General features: G+C 38.0%; 12 protein-coding genes. 5 read left to right on the top strand and 7 right to left on the bottom strand.

The window, feature by feature from the left end; genetic code table 11:
* Nucleotides 1–86: 86 nt before the first annotated feature.
* Both HT99x_RS07835 and HT99x_RS07840 read right to left on the bottom strand, forming a co-directional pair.
* The gene (locus HT99x_RS07835) at nucleotides 87–698 is read right to left on the bottom strand and encodes a rhomboid family intramembrane serine protease (protein ID WP_075066706.1); all 612 of its coding nucleotides are present in this window, start codon (nucleotides 696–698) and stop codon (nucleotides 87–89) included.
* Between the two features lie 106 nt (nucleotides 699–804).
* On the bottom strand, nucleotides 805–1,572 hold the full coding sequence (locus tag HT99x_RS07840; protein WP_075066707.1) for a hypothetical protein: 768 nt from the start codon (nucleotides 1,570–1,572) through the stop codon (nucleotides 805–807).
* Nucleotides 1,573–1,673: 101 nt separating this feature from the next.
* On the opposite strand from HT99x_RS07840, the gene HT99x_RS07845 reads away from it, so the two are divergent.
* A complete protein-coding gene (locus HT99x_RS07845) occupies nucleotides 1,674–2,549 on the top strand; it encodes a metal-dependent hydrolase (protein ID WP_075066708.1) in 876 nt (291 codons plus the stop codon).
* Nucleotides 2,550–2,620: 71 nt separating this feature from the next.
* Here the strand turns inward: HT99x_RS07845 and HT99x_RS07850 are convergent, their stop codons facing one another.
* Together HT99x_RS07850 and HT99x_RS07855 are read right to left on the bottom strand one after the other, a co-directional pair.
* Complete coding sequence (locus tag HT99x_RS07850; protein WP_075066709.1) at nucleotides 2,621–3,532, bottom strand: alpha/beta hydrolase fold domain-containing protein; 912 nt, start codon at nucleotides 3,530–3,532, stop codon at nucleotides 2,621–2,623.
* A 57-nt stretch (nucleotides 3,533–3,589) separates the two neighbouring features.
* Nucleotides 3,590–5,755 carry a hypothetical protein gene (locus tag HT99x_RS07855; protein WP_075066710.1) on the bottom strand — a complete coding sequence of 722 codons (2,166 nt, stop codon included), beginning with the start codon at nucleotides 5,753–5,755 and terminating at the stop codon, nucleotides 3,590–3,592.
* A gap of 274 nt (nucleotides 5,756–6,029) precedes the next feature.
* Between HT99x_RS07855 and HT99x_RS07860 the strand changes: the two genes are divergently transcribed.
* Nucleotides 6,030–9,662, top strand: coding sequence for a SidE phosphodiesterase domain-containing protein (locus HT99x_RS07860; RefSeq protein WP_075066711.1), 3,633 nt, complete (start codon nucleotides 6,030–6,032; stop codon nucleotides 9,660–9,662).
* 42 nt (nucleotides 9,663–9,704) lie between these two features.
* Here HT99x_RS07860 and HT99x_RS07865 read toward each other — a convergent pair whose 3' ends face one another.
* Nucleotides 9,705–10,496, bottom strand: coding sequence for a LuxR C-terminal-related transcriptional regulator (locus HT99x_RS07865; RefSeq protein WP_075066712.1), 792 nt, complete (start codon nucleotides 10,494–10,496; stop codon nucleotides 9,705–9,707).
* Between the two features lie 220 nt (nucleotides 10,497–10,716).
* Here HT99x_RS07865 and HT99x_RS07870 point away from each other — a divergent pair, with 220 nt between their 5' ends.
* Entirely contained in the window at nucleotides 10,717–12,024 is a 1,308-nt protein-coding gene (locus HT99x_RS07870; RefSeq protein WP_075066713.1) for a hypothetical protein, read from the top strand.
* 32 nt (nucleotides 12,025–12,056) lie between these two features.
* Here HT99x_RS07870 and rimK read toward each other — a convergent pair whose 3' ends face one another.
* Nucleotides 12,057–12,959: a 30S ribosomal protein S6--L-glutamate ligase gene (rimK, locus tag HT99x_RS07875; protein WP_075066714.1), complete on the bottom strand. Its 903-nt coding sequence runs from the start codon at nucleotides 12,957–12,959 to the stop codon at nucleotides 12,057–12,059.
* 15 nt (nucleotides 12,960–12,974) lie between these two features.
* A complete protein-coding gene (locus HT99x_RS07880; RefSeq protein ID WP_139016615.1) occupies nucleotides 12,975–13,685 on the bottom strand; it encodes an endonuclease in 711 nt (236 codons plus the stop codon).
* A 55-nt stretch (nucleotides 13,686–13,740) separates the two neighbouring features.
* Between HT99x_RS07880 and HT99x_RS07885 the strand changes: the two genes are divergently transcribed.
* Nucleotides 13,741–14,922: a Gfo/Idh/MocA family oxidoreductase gene (locus HT99x_RS07885; protein ID WP_075066716.1), complete on the top strand. Its 1,182-nt coding sequence runs from the start codon at nucleotides 13,741–13,743 to the stop codon at nucleotides 14,920–14,922.
* Nucleotides 14,915–16,054 carry an aminotransferase class I/II-fold pyridoxal phosphate-dependent enzyme gene (locus HT99x_RS07890; protein WP_083482912.1) on the top strand — a complete coding sequence of 380 codons (1,140 nt, stop codon included), beginning with the start codon at nucleotides 14,915–14,917 and terminating at the stop codon, nucleotides 16,052–16,054. Before HT99x_RS07885 ends, HT99x_RS07890 begins: the two co-directional genes overlap by 8 nt.
* Nucleotides 16,055–16,092: the final 38 nt, after the last annotated feature.

A 16,092-nucleotide genomic window follows, 5' to 3' on the forward strand; every position in this document is an offset into this window, starting at 1 on the left:
TTGCACATCAGGCAAAAGGATAAAAAAAGGTAGAAATACACCTGCTTGTATTGAAGCAAATCTTAGAATGTTTTGAAGGGAGCAACCTAGAATAGGTACTGCATTTTAGTAAAGAAATCGAGATGGTAAGTGCATAGATACATGGCGATGAGCCCCGACACAAATCCACATAAATGGCCTTCCCAAGAAACCGTTTCTTCTGTTGGAAACAAGCTGAATAAGATCCCACCAAAATAATACATAGCAATCCCAGCACAGAAAAATGTGGTAAAAGTAGGTCGTTGATAAGCAGAAACAACAATGAAGCCAAAGTACCCTGCAATTAATGCGCTTGCGCCAATATGGATCCCTCGCCGACCAACAAGCCATACCCCCAAACCAGCTAGTAGGGTAATGATGATAGTAGCAATGAAAAATGTTTGAGGGTTTTCAGAAAGCAGGAATAGCCCTAAAACGAATAAAGGCATTGAATTAAATAATAGGTGGTTAAAATTACCATGCAAAAAAGGCGCCATTGGGATCCCAATTAAGCCCTTAGCACGCCTTGGGCGAATGCCCCATTTATTGAGCTTTGCACCTGTTTTCCAATTGATGTAATTAAAAAGCCACAAGCCTGCCATCATCAGCAACATGGGTGCGATGTACTGTCTCGAAGAGTCAAGAAAGGTATCAATCTCGGAACTAAGCTCTGCTAGCATAGATGTCTCTCACGATCAGGTTACTTTACAAAGTTACATGCGACGATGAGATTGTCAAGCAAAGCAACCCATCTAAATAGCTTTAGATGGGTTAGTTACTAACTTATTATTTTGCAACTGGACGTTTTGCCTGTTGTGCATTTACGCCTTTGCTTGCTTCAACTTCCGCTTCTTCTTCATCAGAAACAACAAGCTCATTTGCAGAATCTGATGATTCGGTGACACGACGTTTTTTGCTTTGCGTAAATTGGGTCAATACTAGCTTGGGTGTCGTATGCTCTGACATCTCTTTAGCTTCTTCATTATCGCTTTGTTCGACCGTTGCTTCAAATTGGATGCCACTCTTTTCTAAATGTGCAAAGCAAGGCATGCTATTCATTGTTAATTTTGCAATGTAATACATCAAACCATCTAGTGAATACTTGTCTTGATTGCGTTCACTGATTTTTTCTAAAATCGATTTATCGAAAAGAATATTTAATTGAGCATTAAGCAACGGAAGTTCTGAAGTATCAAATTGTAAACGCTCTCCCTCTTTGCACAGAGTGTGCATGGCGTCTGGGTTAACGAAGTTGAATAGCATATTAAATTGCTGTGGAGCAACAGAGATATAATATTCAAAACGGGGGTTTTCTTTATTGCCAACGTTTTTATATAAATCTGGACAATGCGGTATTCCTAATAATTTCAGCATTGCCAAAACCTGAAAAAAATCTTGTTTTTGATCGCTAAAAGTAAAGCGTAGATGCTCACCTCTTTGTCTAAGCTTATCAATCGTACCCACTGTCTTTTCTGGCCGCTGTCCGGTTAAGATGTAAAGTAGTGTTTGAGCGTCAGTGAAGTGAGTGTCTGTTGATGTTGTACCCGCTAGCATAAAGTGTCTCACAAAAGTTAGTTACAGAAGTACATCTGGTTTGGCGTACTATAGCGAATATCAATTTCTCAAGCAATTCTCATTCTGGGATTATCATTAAAATGAAGCAACCGTTTTCACCCAATATTGAACCACGTCATTTGCAGTTTACGCTTGCTCAAAATCCTGACAAATATTGGCATAGTGGTTCTGATGTTAAGACCTATCATTTTAATGCGCTTGCCATTTTTTTACCGCAACTTGAAAAAATGTTAGTACTCAGTCTTAAAAAAGGTCTTCGTGACGTGACATGCCCTACCTTAAGAGCAGAAGTAGCAAGTCTTGTTGCACAAGAAGCCATCCATGGTCGCGCTTTTCATCGTTATAGTGAACAACTGGTTTTTCAATATTATGACTGCCCTAAACAATATTCACTGTGGTTTTTTAGAGGATTAGCCGGTATTTTGAATAAAATTTCCAATACATTTCATTATGCCTTATCTGCTGCAGGAGAACATTTTACCGCTATTGCCGCGGATCTTTTCTTGCGTGATCCGCAATGGTTTGAGCAAGTTCCCGCTGAACACAGCGCTATTTGGCGTTGGCACTGTATTGAAGAAATTGAACATAAGTCGGTTGCCTTTGATGTTTATCAGTCAGTTAATGGCAATTATTTTATGCGTATATTGGGCATGCTAGTCATGAGTTTATTTTTTATATTGCTCTATATTAAACCGATTTGGTTTATGATGAAGCAAGATAATAAACATAAAAGTCGATCTTTTTATCAACGTGCGTTGCAATATTATTGGGGTAAAAAAGGATTAGTACGTGCTTTATGGAAACCTTATTGCGCTTATTTCAAACCCTCGTTTCATCCGAGCAAACAACAAAATGAATACCTCATCACTCAATGGAAAGCCTATTTTAATTCCCATTCAAAGGAACAAATTAGTCAAGGATTGCAACAAGCGAAACCGCCAATTTGTGAATTATGATAGAAATCCCCCAGCAAGCTTTGCTTGCGGCCCCCTATTATTCAAAGTGGGCGAATGATTCGCTTCGCTCATCAACACTTAAACCCTTCCACCACCTGGTTCGCTGCATATTTTAATGCCATGTTGGGTACATCAATAACACCGCTATACCATAAAAAACCATGAATCATCCCTGGAAAATAAACTGCATTGACCGGTACTTTTGCCGCAACCAGCTTATCAAAATATGCCATGCCTTCATCACGCATTCTATCGTATTGCGCGCCGATAATGGTGGTACGTGGCAGATGAGAAAAATCTTCCGCTAATACGGGCGAAATGCGGGGGTCTTGATAATCATTGATTGAATGACATAAATTGCTAATAAACCAATCACATAACGTTTTATCTAATAAATAACCTTCTGAATATAATTTTTTTGAAGGATAATCGTGATAATAATCAAGCATCGGATAAAATAAAATTTGTTGCTGAATAATCTTTTCATTTTTCAATAATTGAACGATGGCTGCAGCATAAGTTCCCCCTGAACTATCTCCCCAAAGGGCTATTTTTTGAGGATTTATTTTCAAAACTTGATGGTTATCATGTAAATAAACTATCCCATCGATACAATCTAAAATAGGGATCGGAAACTTATATTCCGGTGATAAACGTGGTTCAAGTGCAGCAACAGCGCACTGGGTATAATCTGCTAAACGCTCGGCATAAAAATCCGCATCATTGAGATCCCCAATCGAATAACCACTGGCTCTTAAATAGATAATCAACGGTAAAACTGTGTTTTCTTGCCCTAAAGGCCTATGTAAACGCACACGACACCCTTTTGCTTGAAACTCTTCACCTTGCCTTGTTCCCTTTGGGGCTTGGAATTGTTGGCGATAATGTTCACGTACGGCTTCAAGCGATTGTAAATGCAAAGAAGCATGCCCTTTGGCATAAGCATGGCGAACAATGCGAGCGATGACTGGATGAAGCGGCATGATTAGCAAACCTTCTAACAAAAAGAGAATGGATTCAAGACTTCACTTGATGTCCTATTATGGTTTACTGTGACGATTCTGAGAAGAGGGCTTATCTTTAACTTGCGTATTATTTTTCACTTCCGACTGAACGTTCATAAATCGGTTAAAAAAAGGCGTTTTATTCGCCCTTAGTTCTTTCGCATTTTTAGCTTTTTCTTCTTTTGCTGCCATTTTAGCTTCTTGCTTTGCTTCTTTTTTATTTTGTTTTTCCATTTCAGTTTGATATTTTTCTTTCGCTTTTTTTCCATATTCAAAATCAGGGACAACACCACTAGAAACGGTTTCTTTGGTCTTACTGAGTTTTATTTTTCCTTTAATCTGCTCATAAACCAAGCCAACACTATTAGCAATACTGGCAACACTCAAGGTTGCACTTAATGCACCAATCACAGTCGCCGCAACCGCAGCAACAGGTGCAGCAGGAGAAGCAACAGCAGGAATAAGAATAGTCGTTACCAAACTGGCGGCAGCAACACCGATACTCATAAATACATTGGCTAGTTGCCTTGGAACCGATTTTTCAAGAAAATTGAGTCGTTCTTTTTTCTGAACCACATTAAAAACACCGGCATACCTTGTTTTAAAATCTTTGCGCATCGCTTTTTTGGCGGCCGATTTCTCTTGTTTTAGCTCTTGACCTTCCATTTCTTCTGTTGTTTTCTCGCCTGCTATTTTGCGTATCACATTTTCTTGTATTGTTTCAGATATTTTACTAACCCCTTCCGTTACCTTGCTAAACGCAGCACCTATACCCGGTTTAAGACCGCTGCGGTGGAGTAAATCATTTGCTTTGAAATCAAAATTAATCTTAGGAGCCGGAAATTCTGCATGATAACTATTGGCATATTGCGCCATCGTAGCATGGTCATATTCTTGAATCATTTTTTTAAGATTCGAGTCAATTTTAATTGCCTCAAAAGCAATTTCAGATGTTGCTAATTTTTGCATGGCATGTTCTATTTCTTTCAAGAATACCGTGTCTGGAATTTGATTTTTAAATGCTATCCATTTATCAACGTCGCCACCACGAAGTTCAATAAACGATCTTCTGAAACTCTCAAACAACTCCATTACTTTTTCACGATCATTATTAGCAAATAATATTGTTGGTAATTGTTCTCTTAACTTCATGAGTTCATCATAAACCTGACGAGATTCAAGATAATACCTTTTACACTGCTCAACGGCGTTTTTATTAAGATCCGTTGCTTTTAGTTTATCTTCAAAATTATCATCTTGTATTGCAACTTGCTGCAATGGCGTTTGATTGATAAAACGATTGCCAATATGGGAATAAAGTAATTGCAAATCGTCTTCCGCAATTTTCTTTCCTTCAATTAACTGAATGTATTTTTGCTTAATTTCACCGGGAAGATCTTGTGAAAATATTTTTTCATGGGTAAATTGATAAGCATACATCGATTTTCGAAGAGAAGAAGGTAAATTCATTTTCTCAAAAGCCTGCCCTATTTCGCTAAATTCAGTTATTTTTCTGCTGACCGTCTGCAAACCTGCAAGCTCAACTTTTTTTGCAATATCAGCTAACTGAGAGACTCGTTGTTCTCCTTCTGCTTGATTCGCCAAATAAAAATCTTCAATAATTTTGTTGACAGCAAGTACTTTCTCTCTCTTTTTGCTAACACTCAATGAACCGTCTGTAATGACATCTTGACGAGCCGCATAAAGCATATCATAGATAGGATCCCAGGCTTTGAGATAACCTTCCAACATTTTCTTATCATCATCCGACAACTTTGCTTTATTGATTTTTTTTATCAAGTCATCAGTTGAAATCATCTCTTTGCGTAAATTTTTACGTTCGGCACGTTCTTCAAGATACAATCCAATGCTGCGTACGGCAGAAACACAAGAAGCGGCAAAAATAAAGGGGGGAATTAAAACAGAAGCACCAATTATAATTGAAATAGCAAGCGGGATCGTTGCGAACATTCCAAGACCATAAGCCAAGGCAGGCAAAATTTTCTGCCGCGTTTTAAGATTTTCATTTTGTAATACATCAGCGATGAGAAATCCTGCAAACCCTGTAATGCCTAAAGCAATTATATCACCTCCCAAACTCGCTAATTTACTGAATCCATCCGCAAGCTGAAGGTGGGTAAACTTAGAAAATGCTTCTTTTATCTTACCGAATGCTTCAATAAAAGAGACATGTTCAGTCATGATTATCTGTCCAAAACAGCGGTATTGTTAATTAGACATTTTAAAATGTGAAATTATCAATTTTTTTTGAAGGAAATGCACCTATTTTAATCTTTCCAGAAAGGTATGTTTAAACTCACTATCGCCCTTAATCGTGCATGAAAATTTTACAAAAATACATTTAACAAAATTGAATTCAATGTTCGAAAATATTCATTTCTATTTGACCACCTAGATTTTGTACGTTAGCATATTTTTCAATAGTTTGAATAGTAACTTGTTCGAAGGCATAGACATGATTGAATACTTATTAAAATTATTTGCTTATAGTGGTCATGATCTTTATGCCGCAATTGAATCCAATGATTTAAGCAAGGTTAGAACAATGACGAAAAGTCATTTTCATCCAAAATTGGTGGATATTTGCAAAGAAAATGCGCAACAGAATCTGTTAATCGCAGCTAAAGGTAACTCCAAAATTATTGAATGTTTACTATCGGTATATGGTGATAAGTTTAATGATGAATACCAAATTATAGCACTTATAGATGCGACCCAAAAAGGATACTTGCCACCATTAAAATTTGCGCTTCGTCGGTATCATCATGCCACCAAAAGTCTTTTGCGTAGCAATACTTCTCGAGAAAAAACACTACTTCACACAATCCTGCGTAAAAACCATGCAGCGGTTAAATTATGTAGAAATTTTGCAGAACTCACTAAGAATAATCTTCTCTATCAGAAAAATAAAGCGCTATATCAATCGATTCTTAAGATGCCATCCTATGCAGACATACTCACGCAAAGATTTGTCAAACTTGCAAAAGCTAATCTTACTTTTCAAGATCATGAACCACTTTACCAAGCGATAATTGATTCATGTGGCGATAACGAGGATTTAGCCGAAGGATTCACAATCCTTGCCATGAACAATTACGCATATCAAAGCCATAAACCACTGTATCGTGCTCTGATCAATGCACCTTATAATGCCACTAATCTAGCCCTCAATTTTCTCAAGCTTGCAAAGGCTAATCTCACATTTCAAGATCATGAACCACTCTATCAGGCGATTATTGATACACCTGGCCGTAAAGAGGATGTAACAAAAGGATTTGCAATCCTTGCCAAGAACAATTATTCATATCAGAGTCATAAACCACTATATCAGGCCCTTATCAATACACGCGGCAATGCCACTAATCTAGCACACAGATTTGTAGAGCTTGCCAATGAGGGGCTTTCTTATTTGGCTCATGAGCCACTTTATCAAATGCTTATTGATGAATCTTATTTTGCCAATCAACTGATGTCAGCCTTTGTAACACTTGCAAAAGCTAATTGTTTTTATCAAAGTCATAAACCGCTTTATCAAGCGATATTTAATAACGCTGTTCAAGCCAGGGATCTTGCGCATGGGTTTCTGCAACTTATTAATACAAATTTTTCTTATGATAATCATGAACCACTTTATCAAGCGCTTAGTCGTAATCCTTTTCATATAGATAACCTAATGGACAAATTTATACAGCTTGAGCATGCTGGCCTCTCATATTTGGGGCATGAATCACTTTACCAAGTGATTATTGATAACCCTCAAGATTATCAAAACAACCTGGTGCAAGCATTTGTGCAATTGACAAATGCTGGGCTTAATTATTGGAAACATCCACAACTTTACCAGGGGCTGATTATGAGTAACCCCTCTCATGCTAATGAGCTAGCGCAAGCATATATACAACTTGAGCATGCTGGATTTGGCTTTGAAAAGAATGAGCCCCTTTACCAGGTGCTGAGTAATGCATTTAAAAGCGACGATGGAATTAAAGTAGTTGAAGGAATAGTCGAACTCGCGAAAGTCAATTTCTCTTATCAAGATTATCTGGCAAAAGTTAATATTACAAAAGAAATTCCCGAAGTATTAATTGCTCTTCTTCAAGCCGATATAAATTATAAACCTTATTCAGACTATTTTAGTTTTAATATATTGATAACCAATGACAAATTAGCTACTTATGCTCTTTGCACCTTAAAGCAAGCGGGGTTTTCGCTTGATCAGCATCAACACTTATTTCATGTCATTTTAATGGAATTAAGTAAAGAACGTTGCCGATACCAGTTGGTATTGAACACAGTTAATCAGGTCACAAGTTATGCCAAAACAAATCATTTATTAGAGAGAAATGCCGAAGGTTTCGATGAGCAGTGTCAAAAATTAAATGCAATCGTTGATGTAGGGGTAAATTCATTGCCCTCATTCACAGAAGGCCCATTAGTTAAATCTGAGAATACGATTTGGATAGAATCCATCCTCGATCAAATAAGTCACTTAACGGTTGATAGTCATCAGTTAATTACTTTTAATGCGCAAGAACACTACATTTTAACCCTCCCCGAACAAGGTGATATCAATTTAACCCTTTTAATCAACAATGCCAATTTGAGCCAGCTTACTCTCAAGAAAGATCTGATTGCTAGACTCGGTGAGAGGTTAAAAGAATTAATAACAGAGAATACCACGCTCGATACTCTTAACAATCCCATCGTTCAATTGCTTCCTCGGGTTCAGCAGCTAGCAATTAAACACTACATTTCTGAACGCTACCTCAATATTAATAAATTATTTCGTTCCGAGCCACTTGTGCAAGATCATAGTAGAATATTAAATAGGGAAAGCGATAAAAACATGTTGGCTTGTTTTATTCTAGGCTGCCTCCTAAATGATGCGGCAAACAAAATTACCGTTCTTGCAGACAGCTTCCCAGAAAAAATGGATTGCTCTCAAGAAATTCTTTTAGATCGCGGTGAAAAACTAACGCCAGAAATAATAGCAACCCGGTTGGCAAATCCTTGGCATTTTCCTGCATTAACGAGCTTTAGTGTCTATAAAGAAGGTGCATCATATTTTAATATGCCAGGAACAACTCGTACGAAGCTTGCAAATCCGCCAAGAGTATGTGTCATTAATGAAATCGAAGGAGAGGCGCTTCTTGCACATGGCACTCAAGTCATAACCACACAAGGACCTACTTATTTACTGTCAGAAATTAAAAACAGTCCCATGTTAGCGCGCAAAAATAATTATTGGTCAGAATTAGCGATCGCTGCAGCTAATAAGTATTTGTCAAAAGCATATGTTGAAGCAAACTGCCTTATTTATTTAAAGGGTTATGAAATAGCACGCCCTAATCATAATTCAACACATACCTATCGAGTTATGTTATGCATAGAACAGATCACGAATTACTTCTCTCACTATGCTGCAGATGAAGAATTTAAAGATTTTTGTCAATCTTTGAATGACACAGAGATAGAATGGTTACGGGTTGCTGCTGCTTTTAGTATCACTGGCAGAGAAAGCGAAATAAGCGCCGGTGAAAACCTAACAAAATATGATGAATTTAGAGCGGCATCTTGTCAACATTTTATGGAATTTGTAAGCAAATCTAAGCCAAATATTGACAGCCGTCAATTAGAGAGAGTATCTGAAGTCGTTCGTTATATGGGCAATCCCCATTATGAAGATAAGATCAACCTCCATCCTAATGAGCATGAACGTAAAATACGCAATTATTATCATCGATTACTATCAATCGCACATAAAATAGATTTGCCGCGTTGTTACTCAGCAAATCAATATCATAATGCAATGAAGATTTGTCGAGAATTATCTCAACCTGGGGAAGCTCAGCAAACCATGTTGAATGAAATCATTCGATATAATATTGAGTTAATTAAAGCGCATGGTGGTAGATTGAGCTGTGATATCAAAGCAGATGGGACAATGGTTGATGTTTCAACAAGTTATCGAGAAATTTATGGCGAAGCCAGTAGTTCTCTAAAACGATTATTTGAACTGACACAAACGGTAACCAAGCCACAAATAATGCGGAATGAAACATTAAGCTGTCGTTTGAAGATAGCGTAAAAGACGTCCTGGTTCGTGATTTTTGGAGATATGGCTAAATTTTTAGTCAAGCAAATAATCAATAATACCAAGTGATTTTGCTTTTTTAATAATTTGCTGTTTGTTAAAGCATTGAAGTTTACGCTTGATTCTCGAAATGTAAACATTAACCGTGTTGATTGAGACCTTCTGCTTTTCAGCGATAAGTCCGGTTGAATAACCATTAATTAACCATTTAACACATTCTTGTTCGCGCGCTGATAATAAATTAAATGGGTAAAAAAGCTCATTGCTGAGTAGCTCTTCTGTACTAGGCATGTTTGGCGTTACACCAACGCGCATAATCTTTTCTGGTAATGGTATAATCCGTTCATTTTGTGCAATATCGATTATACTTTTGCACTGTTCAGCAAAATAAGTTGAAAAGCGCTTTAATAAATTCAAATTATTTAAATAGCCGTCATAAACGTGCTTATTCTCGACAGAAGTAGCAAAAGCGGTTGTTATCATTTTATCATTTTGACGTTCGAACAAAACGATTCCATTGAAGAGTTCCATTTTTTGTGAAATTTCAATAAATTTTGTTGAGCTACAGGTTTCCCAACTGTACCAACCTGGTTCAAAAAACAATTCACACATCGGAAATTCATTTTTAAACCAAGATTCATAAAATTTTGCATTGTTGTGCAACGTAAATCCAGAAGTATCTGGATAGGTAACAGAATAATTAAAGTAGGTGATGGCTAATTTGTCTTGTAAGGGTTGTATAAGCTTTTGAACCGTTGACTGCGCTTCGTAAGAAATATGGTTTTCAGGCAAGAATGAGGTTTTATTTAAAGTACTCGCTGAGTGCATATGCTCGCCCACCAATAATTTGACTATACCTGGAAATCAGTAAACGCCAAATATTATAGGTTTTTTCCTTACAACACTATGATCAACAGCACCAACGTCGAATCTTCCCGATAAATGGCAGTGATTAATCATTCACAGAACTTCTTGACATGACAAACCTATTCGAACGGATAACAATTAAGCGATATAACTACATATTTGCGCGAGTAAGGCATGCATTATGAAACGTGGAGCAACGACAGAACTTAAAAATGATCATAAAAAAATAAAATATGATTTAATTGAACTTCAGCGACAATTTGATGAAGTGGCATCAACAATAAAAAACATTACAGACGAAAATAGAGATAAAATACTATATGAAATTAACCATTTTCTATCAAAACAGCCCATTGAACATCTTGATGTAAATAATTTTCTACAAACTATTGCTACCAATTCAAAAAAAATGATTGTAAGTGCTCAATCTGCTACTTTAGTTCTTGAAATACTTGAAAAGATCATATCGGAAAATATCGAAAAAATTAATTGGCACACAACATCGCTTACGCTTGATCCTTATTCAGGTCTACCATTGTTTATGTTGATACCAGTTCTTCTAGAAGATGCGCTTAGAGGTAAATTACCAGAAAAAAATGTAATATTTTTAGTAAAAGTACTTAATGAGTTTATAGCTAACCCAAACTTGAAAATAGATTGGTCCTTTAATACTAAGTTAAACATGACTTTGCCCGCATGGTGTATGTTGGTAATGATTGCGGAACGGGCAAAGCCAGAATTTTTGCAAAACTTTATCTATAATAGCCAATATCATGGAGTCATTGGTATGTGGGAGCCTGAACTTGATTCAGACTCATTAATCGAATTATTATGCAATCATGGAACTCCAGCTTCTCGTAGATTGGCTGGCCAACTGTACTTACTCAATAAAAATCTCGCAAATTGTAACTCTAATGATTCAACGAATAAATTAATAAAAGAAATTAATTTATTCGTCAACAATCTCTCCGCTAAGTTATGGCATTTTAATAGCCTCTGTAAAGATCTGCCAGAAGATATCGTAAAAGTCTTAAATTGTCATATCATTATCGAAGAATTAAATGATTACCTGACTGATGGGACTGATGGGACTAATGAACAAAAAGAAGCCTTTGCTTGGTACCTCCTCACTTCAGGACGGTTTAATTACCAACCAGAGCAAGCTGAAATTGATAAAGGCAATGTTGATTCTGCTTCTTTACAAAATCTCCTAGATAAAAAATCGTATGATTTTACCTCTATCTTAGCTACTAGTGATTATCGGGACATGCGACCTATGTCGCAACTTGCTTTATTCTCTCATCCTAATTTTAATTCTACTGTTCATAAAAGAATATCAAAGGCGTTGGATGATTTAAGAAGCGAACGCAAATTACCTAGTTTTTTAAATTATTATCAAAGGGAGAATATTACTCATGTTATATCTAGCATGAACAATGATTTCACTTTGGCTGACATTAAGAAAACCATTCAATCGGCAATGAAGTAACGTAATAGGGGGAATCACAATTTCCCCCTTTTTTAACCTTTTCCTCGAGTTTTATTAATTCCCTTCACGCAATCTTTCTCAATATGTTCAATAATCATATCGGCGACATCTTTGCGCGTAACGCGTTCAATTCCTTGTAAACCAGGAGATGAATTCACTTCTAACACCAATGGGCCTTGTTCAGAACGAATCAAATCAACCCCTGCTACATTCAAGCCCATCACTTTAGCGGCCTTAAGGGCCAACGCGCGTTCTTCTGGTAGTAGTTTTACAATGCTGGCAGTACCACCGCGATGTAAGTTTGAACGAAAATCGCCTTCTTTGGCCGTACGCATCATGGCTGCCACAACGCGCTCACCAACCACAAAGCAGCGAATATCAGAACCACCTGATTCTTTAATGTATTCTTGCACTAAGAAATTGGCATTGAGGCCACGAAAAGCATTAATAACCCCTTCTGCGGCTTTTTCAGTTTCAGCTAAAACGATCCCTTGACCATGGGTACTTTCCATTAATTTTACAATTAACGGCGCGCCGCCAACAAACGCAATCAATTCATCGGTTGCATCAGCTGAGTGCGCATAGCCGGTAATTGGCATGCCTACTCCTTTACGGGCGAGCAATTGATGAGCACGTAATTTATCGCGTGAACGGGATATGGCTATCGATTCATTCACCGAATAGACTCCACCCACTTCAAATTGCCGTAATACGGCTGTCCCGTAAGCGGTAACAGAAGCACCAATACGCGGAATAATCGCATCAAATTTAAGAACTTGTTTTTTATAATGAACCGATGGCTGATTCGCTGTGATGTTCATATAACACTTTAAAACATCGACCGTTTGCACTTCGTGGCCACGCTGTTCAGCTGCTTCAACTAAACGTTTGGTTGAATACAATTTAGCATCTCGCGATAAAATGCCAATTTTCATGCGATTTCCTTGTAGTTAGTAGCGTATAAATTCATTTCGGTTACCTTGCTCGGCAGCTACTTTTTGATCCCATTTCTTCTCCCAGTCGCTGGGTGGGTATTGTTTATGCCAAGCTAAAAATTGTTTTCGTTCGTCTTTGCTTAAGGGAATATCATATTTTTTAGACATATATAAATGGATACGCGCTATCATTCCTTTACGATGTAACGGTGGTACGACCTGTTTATATTCATCATCTATTAACATGCCACATTCTGGAAACTGTTGTGATGGCCTGACAATTTCATCTGTAAATCGGTAATTTTGTCGCGCTTTATTTAAATCTTCAACCGCCGGGACTAAATTATGCAAATCAGCTTCCATTTGTCGAAATTTTTTATCTTTTTGCCGACAACATTGGCGACCTCTTTTACCTTTGGTGCAGCCTTCCCCTCGCCAGCACGGTAACGATTTGCCATACCAAGAAACAGGAACCACATGCTCCCACGTAATATAACGTGCCCCGCGACTATTTTTCGGCTTAAAGTCGCAAGAACTAAAATCAATGATCCCGTGCTTATTGTATTTACAGCCACAGTAGAATGTTTCCCGGTGCTCTTGCCAGATTCTACGGGCTGTATATTTAGCCTCTGTATAATTTTGAATCGCCGCCATCGAGGATTGGCAAAGACACATAAAGCCAATGAAATACAATACTATGAAGTAATATTGCTTATTAAGTTTCAATCAAAATCATCCCGACTGGTAGGCGAAGGGAGCTATTTTACTGCATTTGAAGAAAATGTCGCCAATTTTTAATAGTATGTTGGCTACCTATATTGAAAATTGCTTAGCGAAAGCAAGCATTTGGGCCTTAGCCAACTTAGGAAAATATGCGATAATCGCTACTAATACCTATCTAATAAAAAAAATAGGATCAACTTTGTCAGTTAAATATAACTATTCTGCCATCCAGGTTGCAGTCGTTGGCTGCGGTAACTGGGGTAAAAATCTTATTCGGGTTTATCATGAACTCGGTGCACTCCATGCAGTATGCGATGCATCCCCCCAAAAGATGGCACAGTTTGAAGAATCCTTACGCATTAGGGCATGCAGTTTTGATGAACTCCTGAATTCAGCAATCGATGCGATTGTGATTGCAACACCATCGGTAACGCATTTTGAACTCGCACGTAAAGCCTTATTAGCTAAAAAACATGTTTATATTGAAAAACCCATAACACATCACCCAGAGCAAATTTTGCAATTGCAAGAACTTGCTGCTGAACACAACCTTCGTTTGATGGTGGGCCATCTTTTACAATATCACCCTGCCTTTTTGAAACTGAAAGCATTAAATGCAGAAGGTGTATTAGGGCAACTGCAATCTATTCATGCCACCCGCTTAAATTTTGGCAAGTTTCCGACCGAACAGAATGTCCTGTGGGATTATGCGCCACATGACATTTCGATGGTATTAGGGCTGATGCAGGAATTACCCACGAAAGTATTCGCTAGCAAAGAGAATCCTTTATCTCATACAACAGCAGATACAACGACTATCCATTTACATTTTGCGGATAACAAAAAAGCACGTGTGATCTCTTCTTGGGTACACCCTTTTAAAGAGCAAAAACTCATTGTGACTGGCAGCAAAGCTATAGTGATGTTAGACGATACCCAACCATGGGAACACAAATTGACACTTTTGAATTATCCCTGCGCATGGAACGATGGTTTACCCCAACCTTTTCAAGTTGAAAAAAACCCAATTCCATTGCTACCCGCAGAGCCGCTTAAAAATGAATGCGAGCATTTCTTGCAAGCAATATTGACACAAAGTGAACCTCTCACTGGCGCTGCTGAAGCGCTAAATGTAACAACGGTATTAGCTGCAGCAATCCAATCCATTGCCAGCGAGCAAATCATTACCCTTAAAGAAAAGCAACAACGAACCGCAATCCCTGAAGGAATTTATGCTTAAAGAAAAAATCGCCAAAATTGAGTTTATCGACTTGCATGCACAACGTCGTGCTTTAAAACATGCCATTCCCGGGGTTCTTGAACGCGTTCTTGAACATGGCGCTTTTATTCTCGGTCCAGAAGTACAGCAGCTCGAACAGCAATTAACCGAATATACCGGCGCTCAAGAGACTATCACTTGTAGTGATGGCACCGATGCGCTTCGTTTGCTATTAATGGCAAAAAATGTAGGCCCAGGTGACGCAGTATTTGTTCCTTCTTTTACCTTTGCTTCCAGTGCAGAAGTTATCGCACAAGCCAATGCAACACCGGTTTTTATTGATGTTTGCCCAACGACTTTCAATATAGATCCTCAAAGTTTAGTACAAGCGATTGAGACGCTTGATAAAAAATTAACTCCCAAAGGGATTATTGCGGTTGATTTGTTTGGTTTACCCGCCAATTACCCTGTGTTGCACGAAATAGCACAAAAGCATGATTTATGGGTCATCGCAGATTCCGCACAAAGTTTTGGTGGTGCTTACCAAGATAAAAAAGTAGGCAACTTAGCCGTCATGACCTCAACGAGCTTCTTTCCATCAAAGCCTTTAGCGTGCTATGGCGATGGTGGTGCGATTTTTACCAATGACAAAGAAGTCGCCAATACGCTACGTTCTTTACGTAACCATGGTTGCGGTAAACACCGTTATGATCATATTCATATTGGGATGAACAGCCGTTTAGATAGTATGCAAGCCGCTATTTTATTAGAAAAATTAGCGATATTCCCTCAAGAAAGAATGCGCCGAGAAGCCATTGCTTGCTTATATTCTCAAGTATTACCGTCCGATGTGAAAACGCCCAGCGTTTCACCGGATTATACCCATGCTTGGGGACTTTACTCTGTTTTGTGTGAAGCGCAAACACGAGATGGATTAATGCAACATTTGCAAGAATGTGGTGTTCCCAGCAACATTTACTACCGCAAACCACTTCATTTACAACCCGCTTATGCGCATTATCCACGTGCGAGTGAAAAATTAGCGGTAACCGAAAGAATCAGTGAACAGGTGTTAAGTTTACCCATGCACCCTTATTTGACGGATGAACAAGTGGCCTATGTGGGTGAGTGTGTTAAGGGGTATTTTAAATAATACCCAAACCATGTCATTTCTAAAAATTCTGTAATTCG

This window comes from Candidatus Berkiella aquae, assembly GCF_001431295.2.
GTDB classification, from domain to species: domain Bacteria; phylum Pseudomonadota; class Gammaproteobacteria; order Berkiellales; family Berkiellaceae; genus Berkiella; species Berkiella aquae.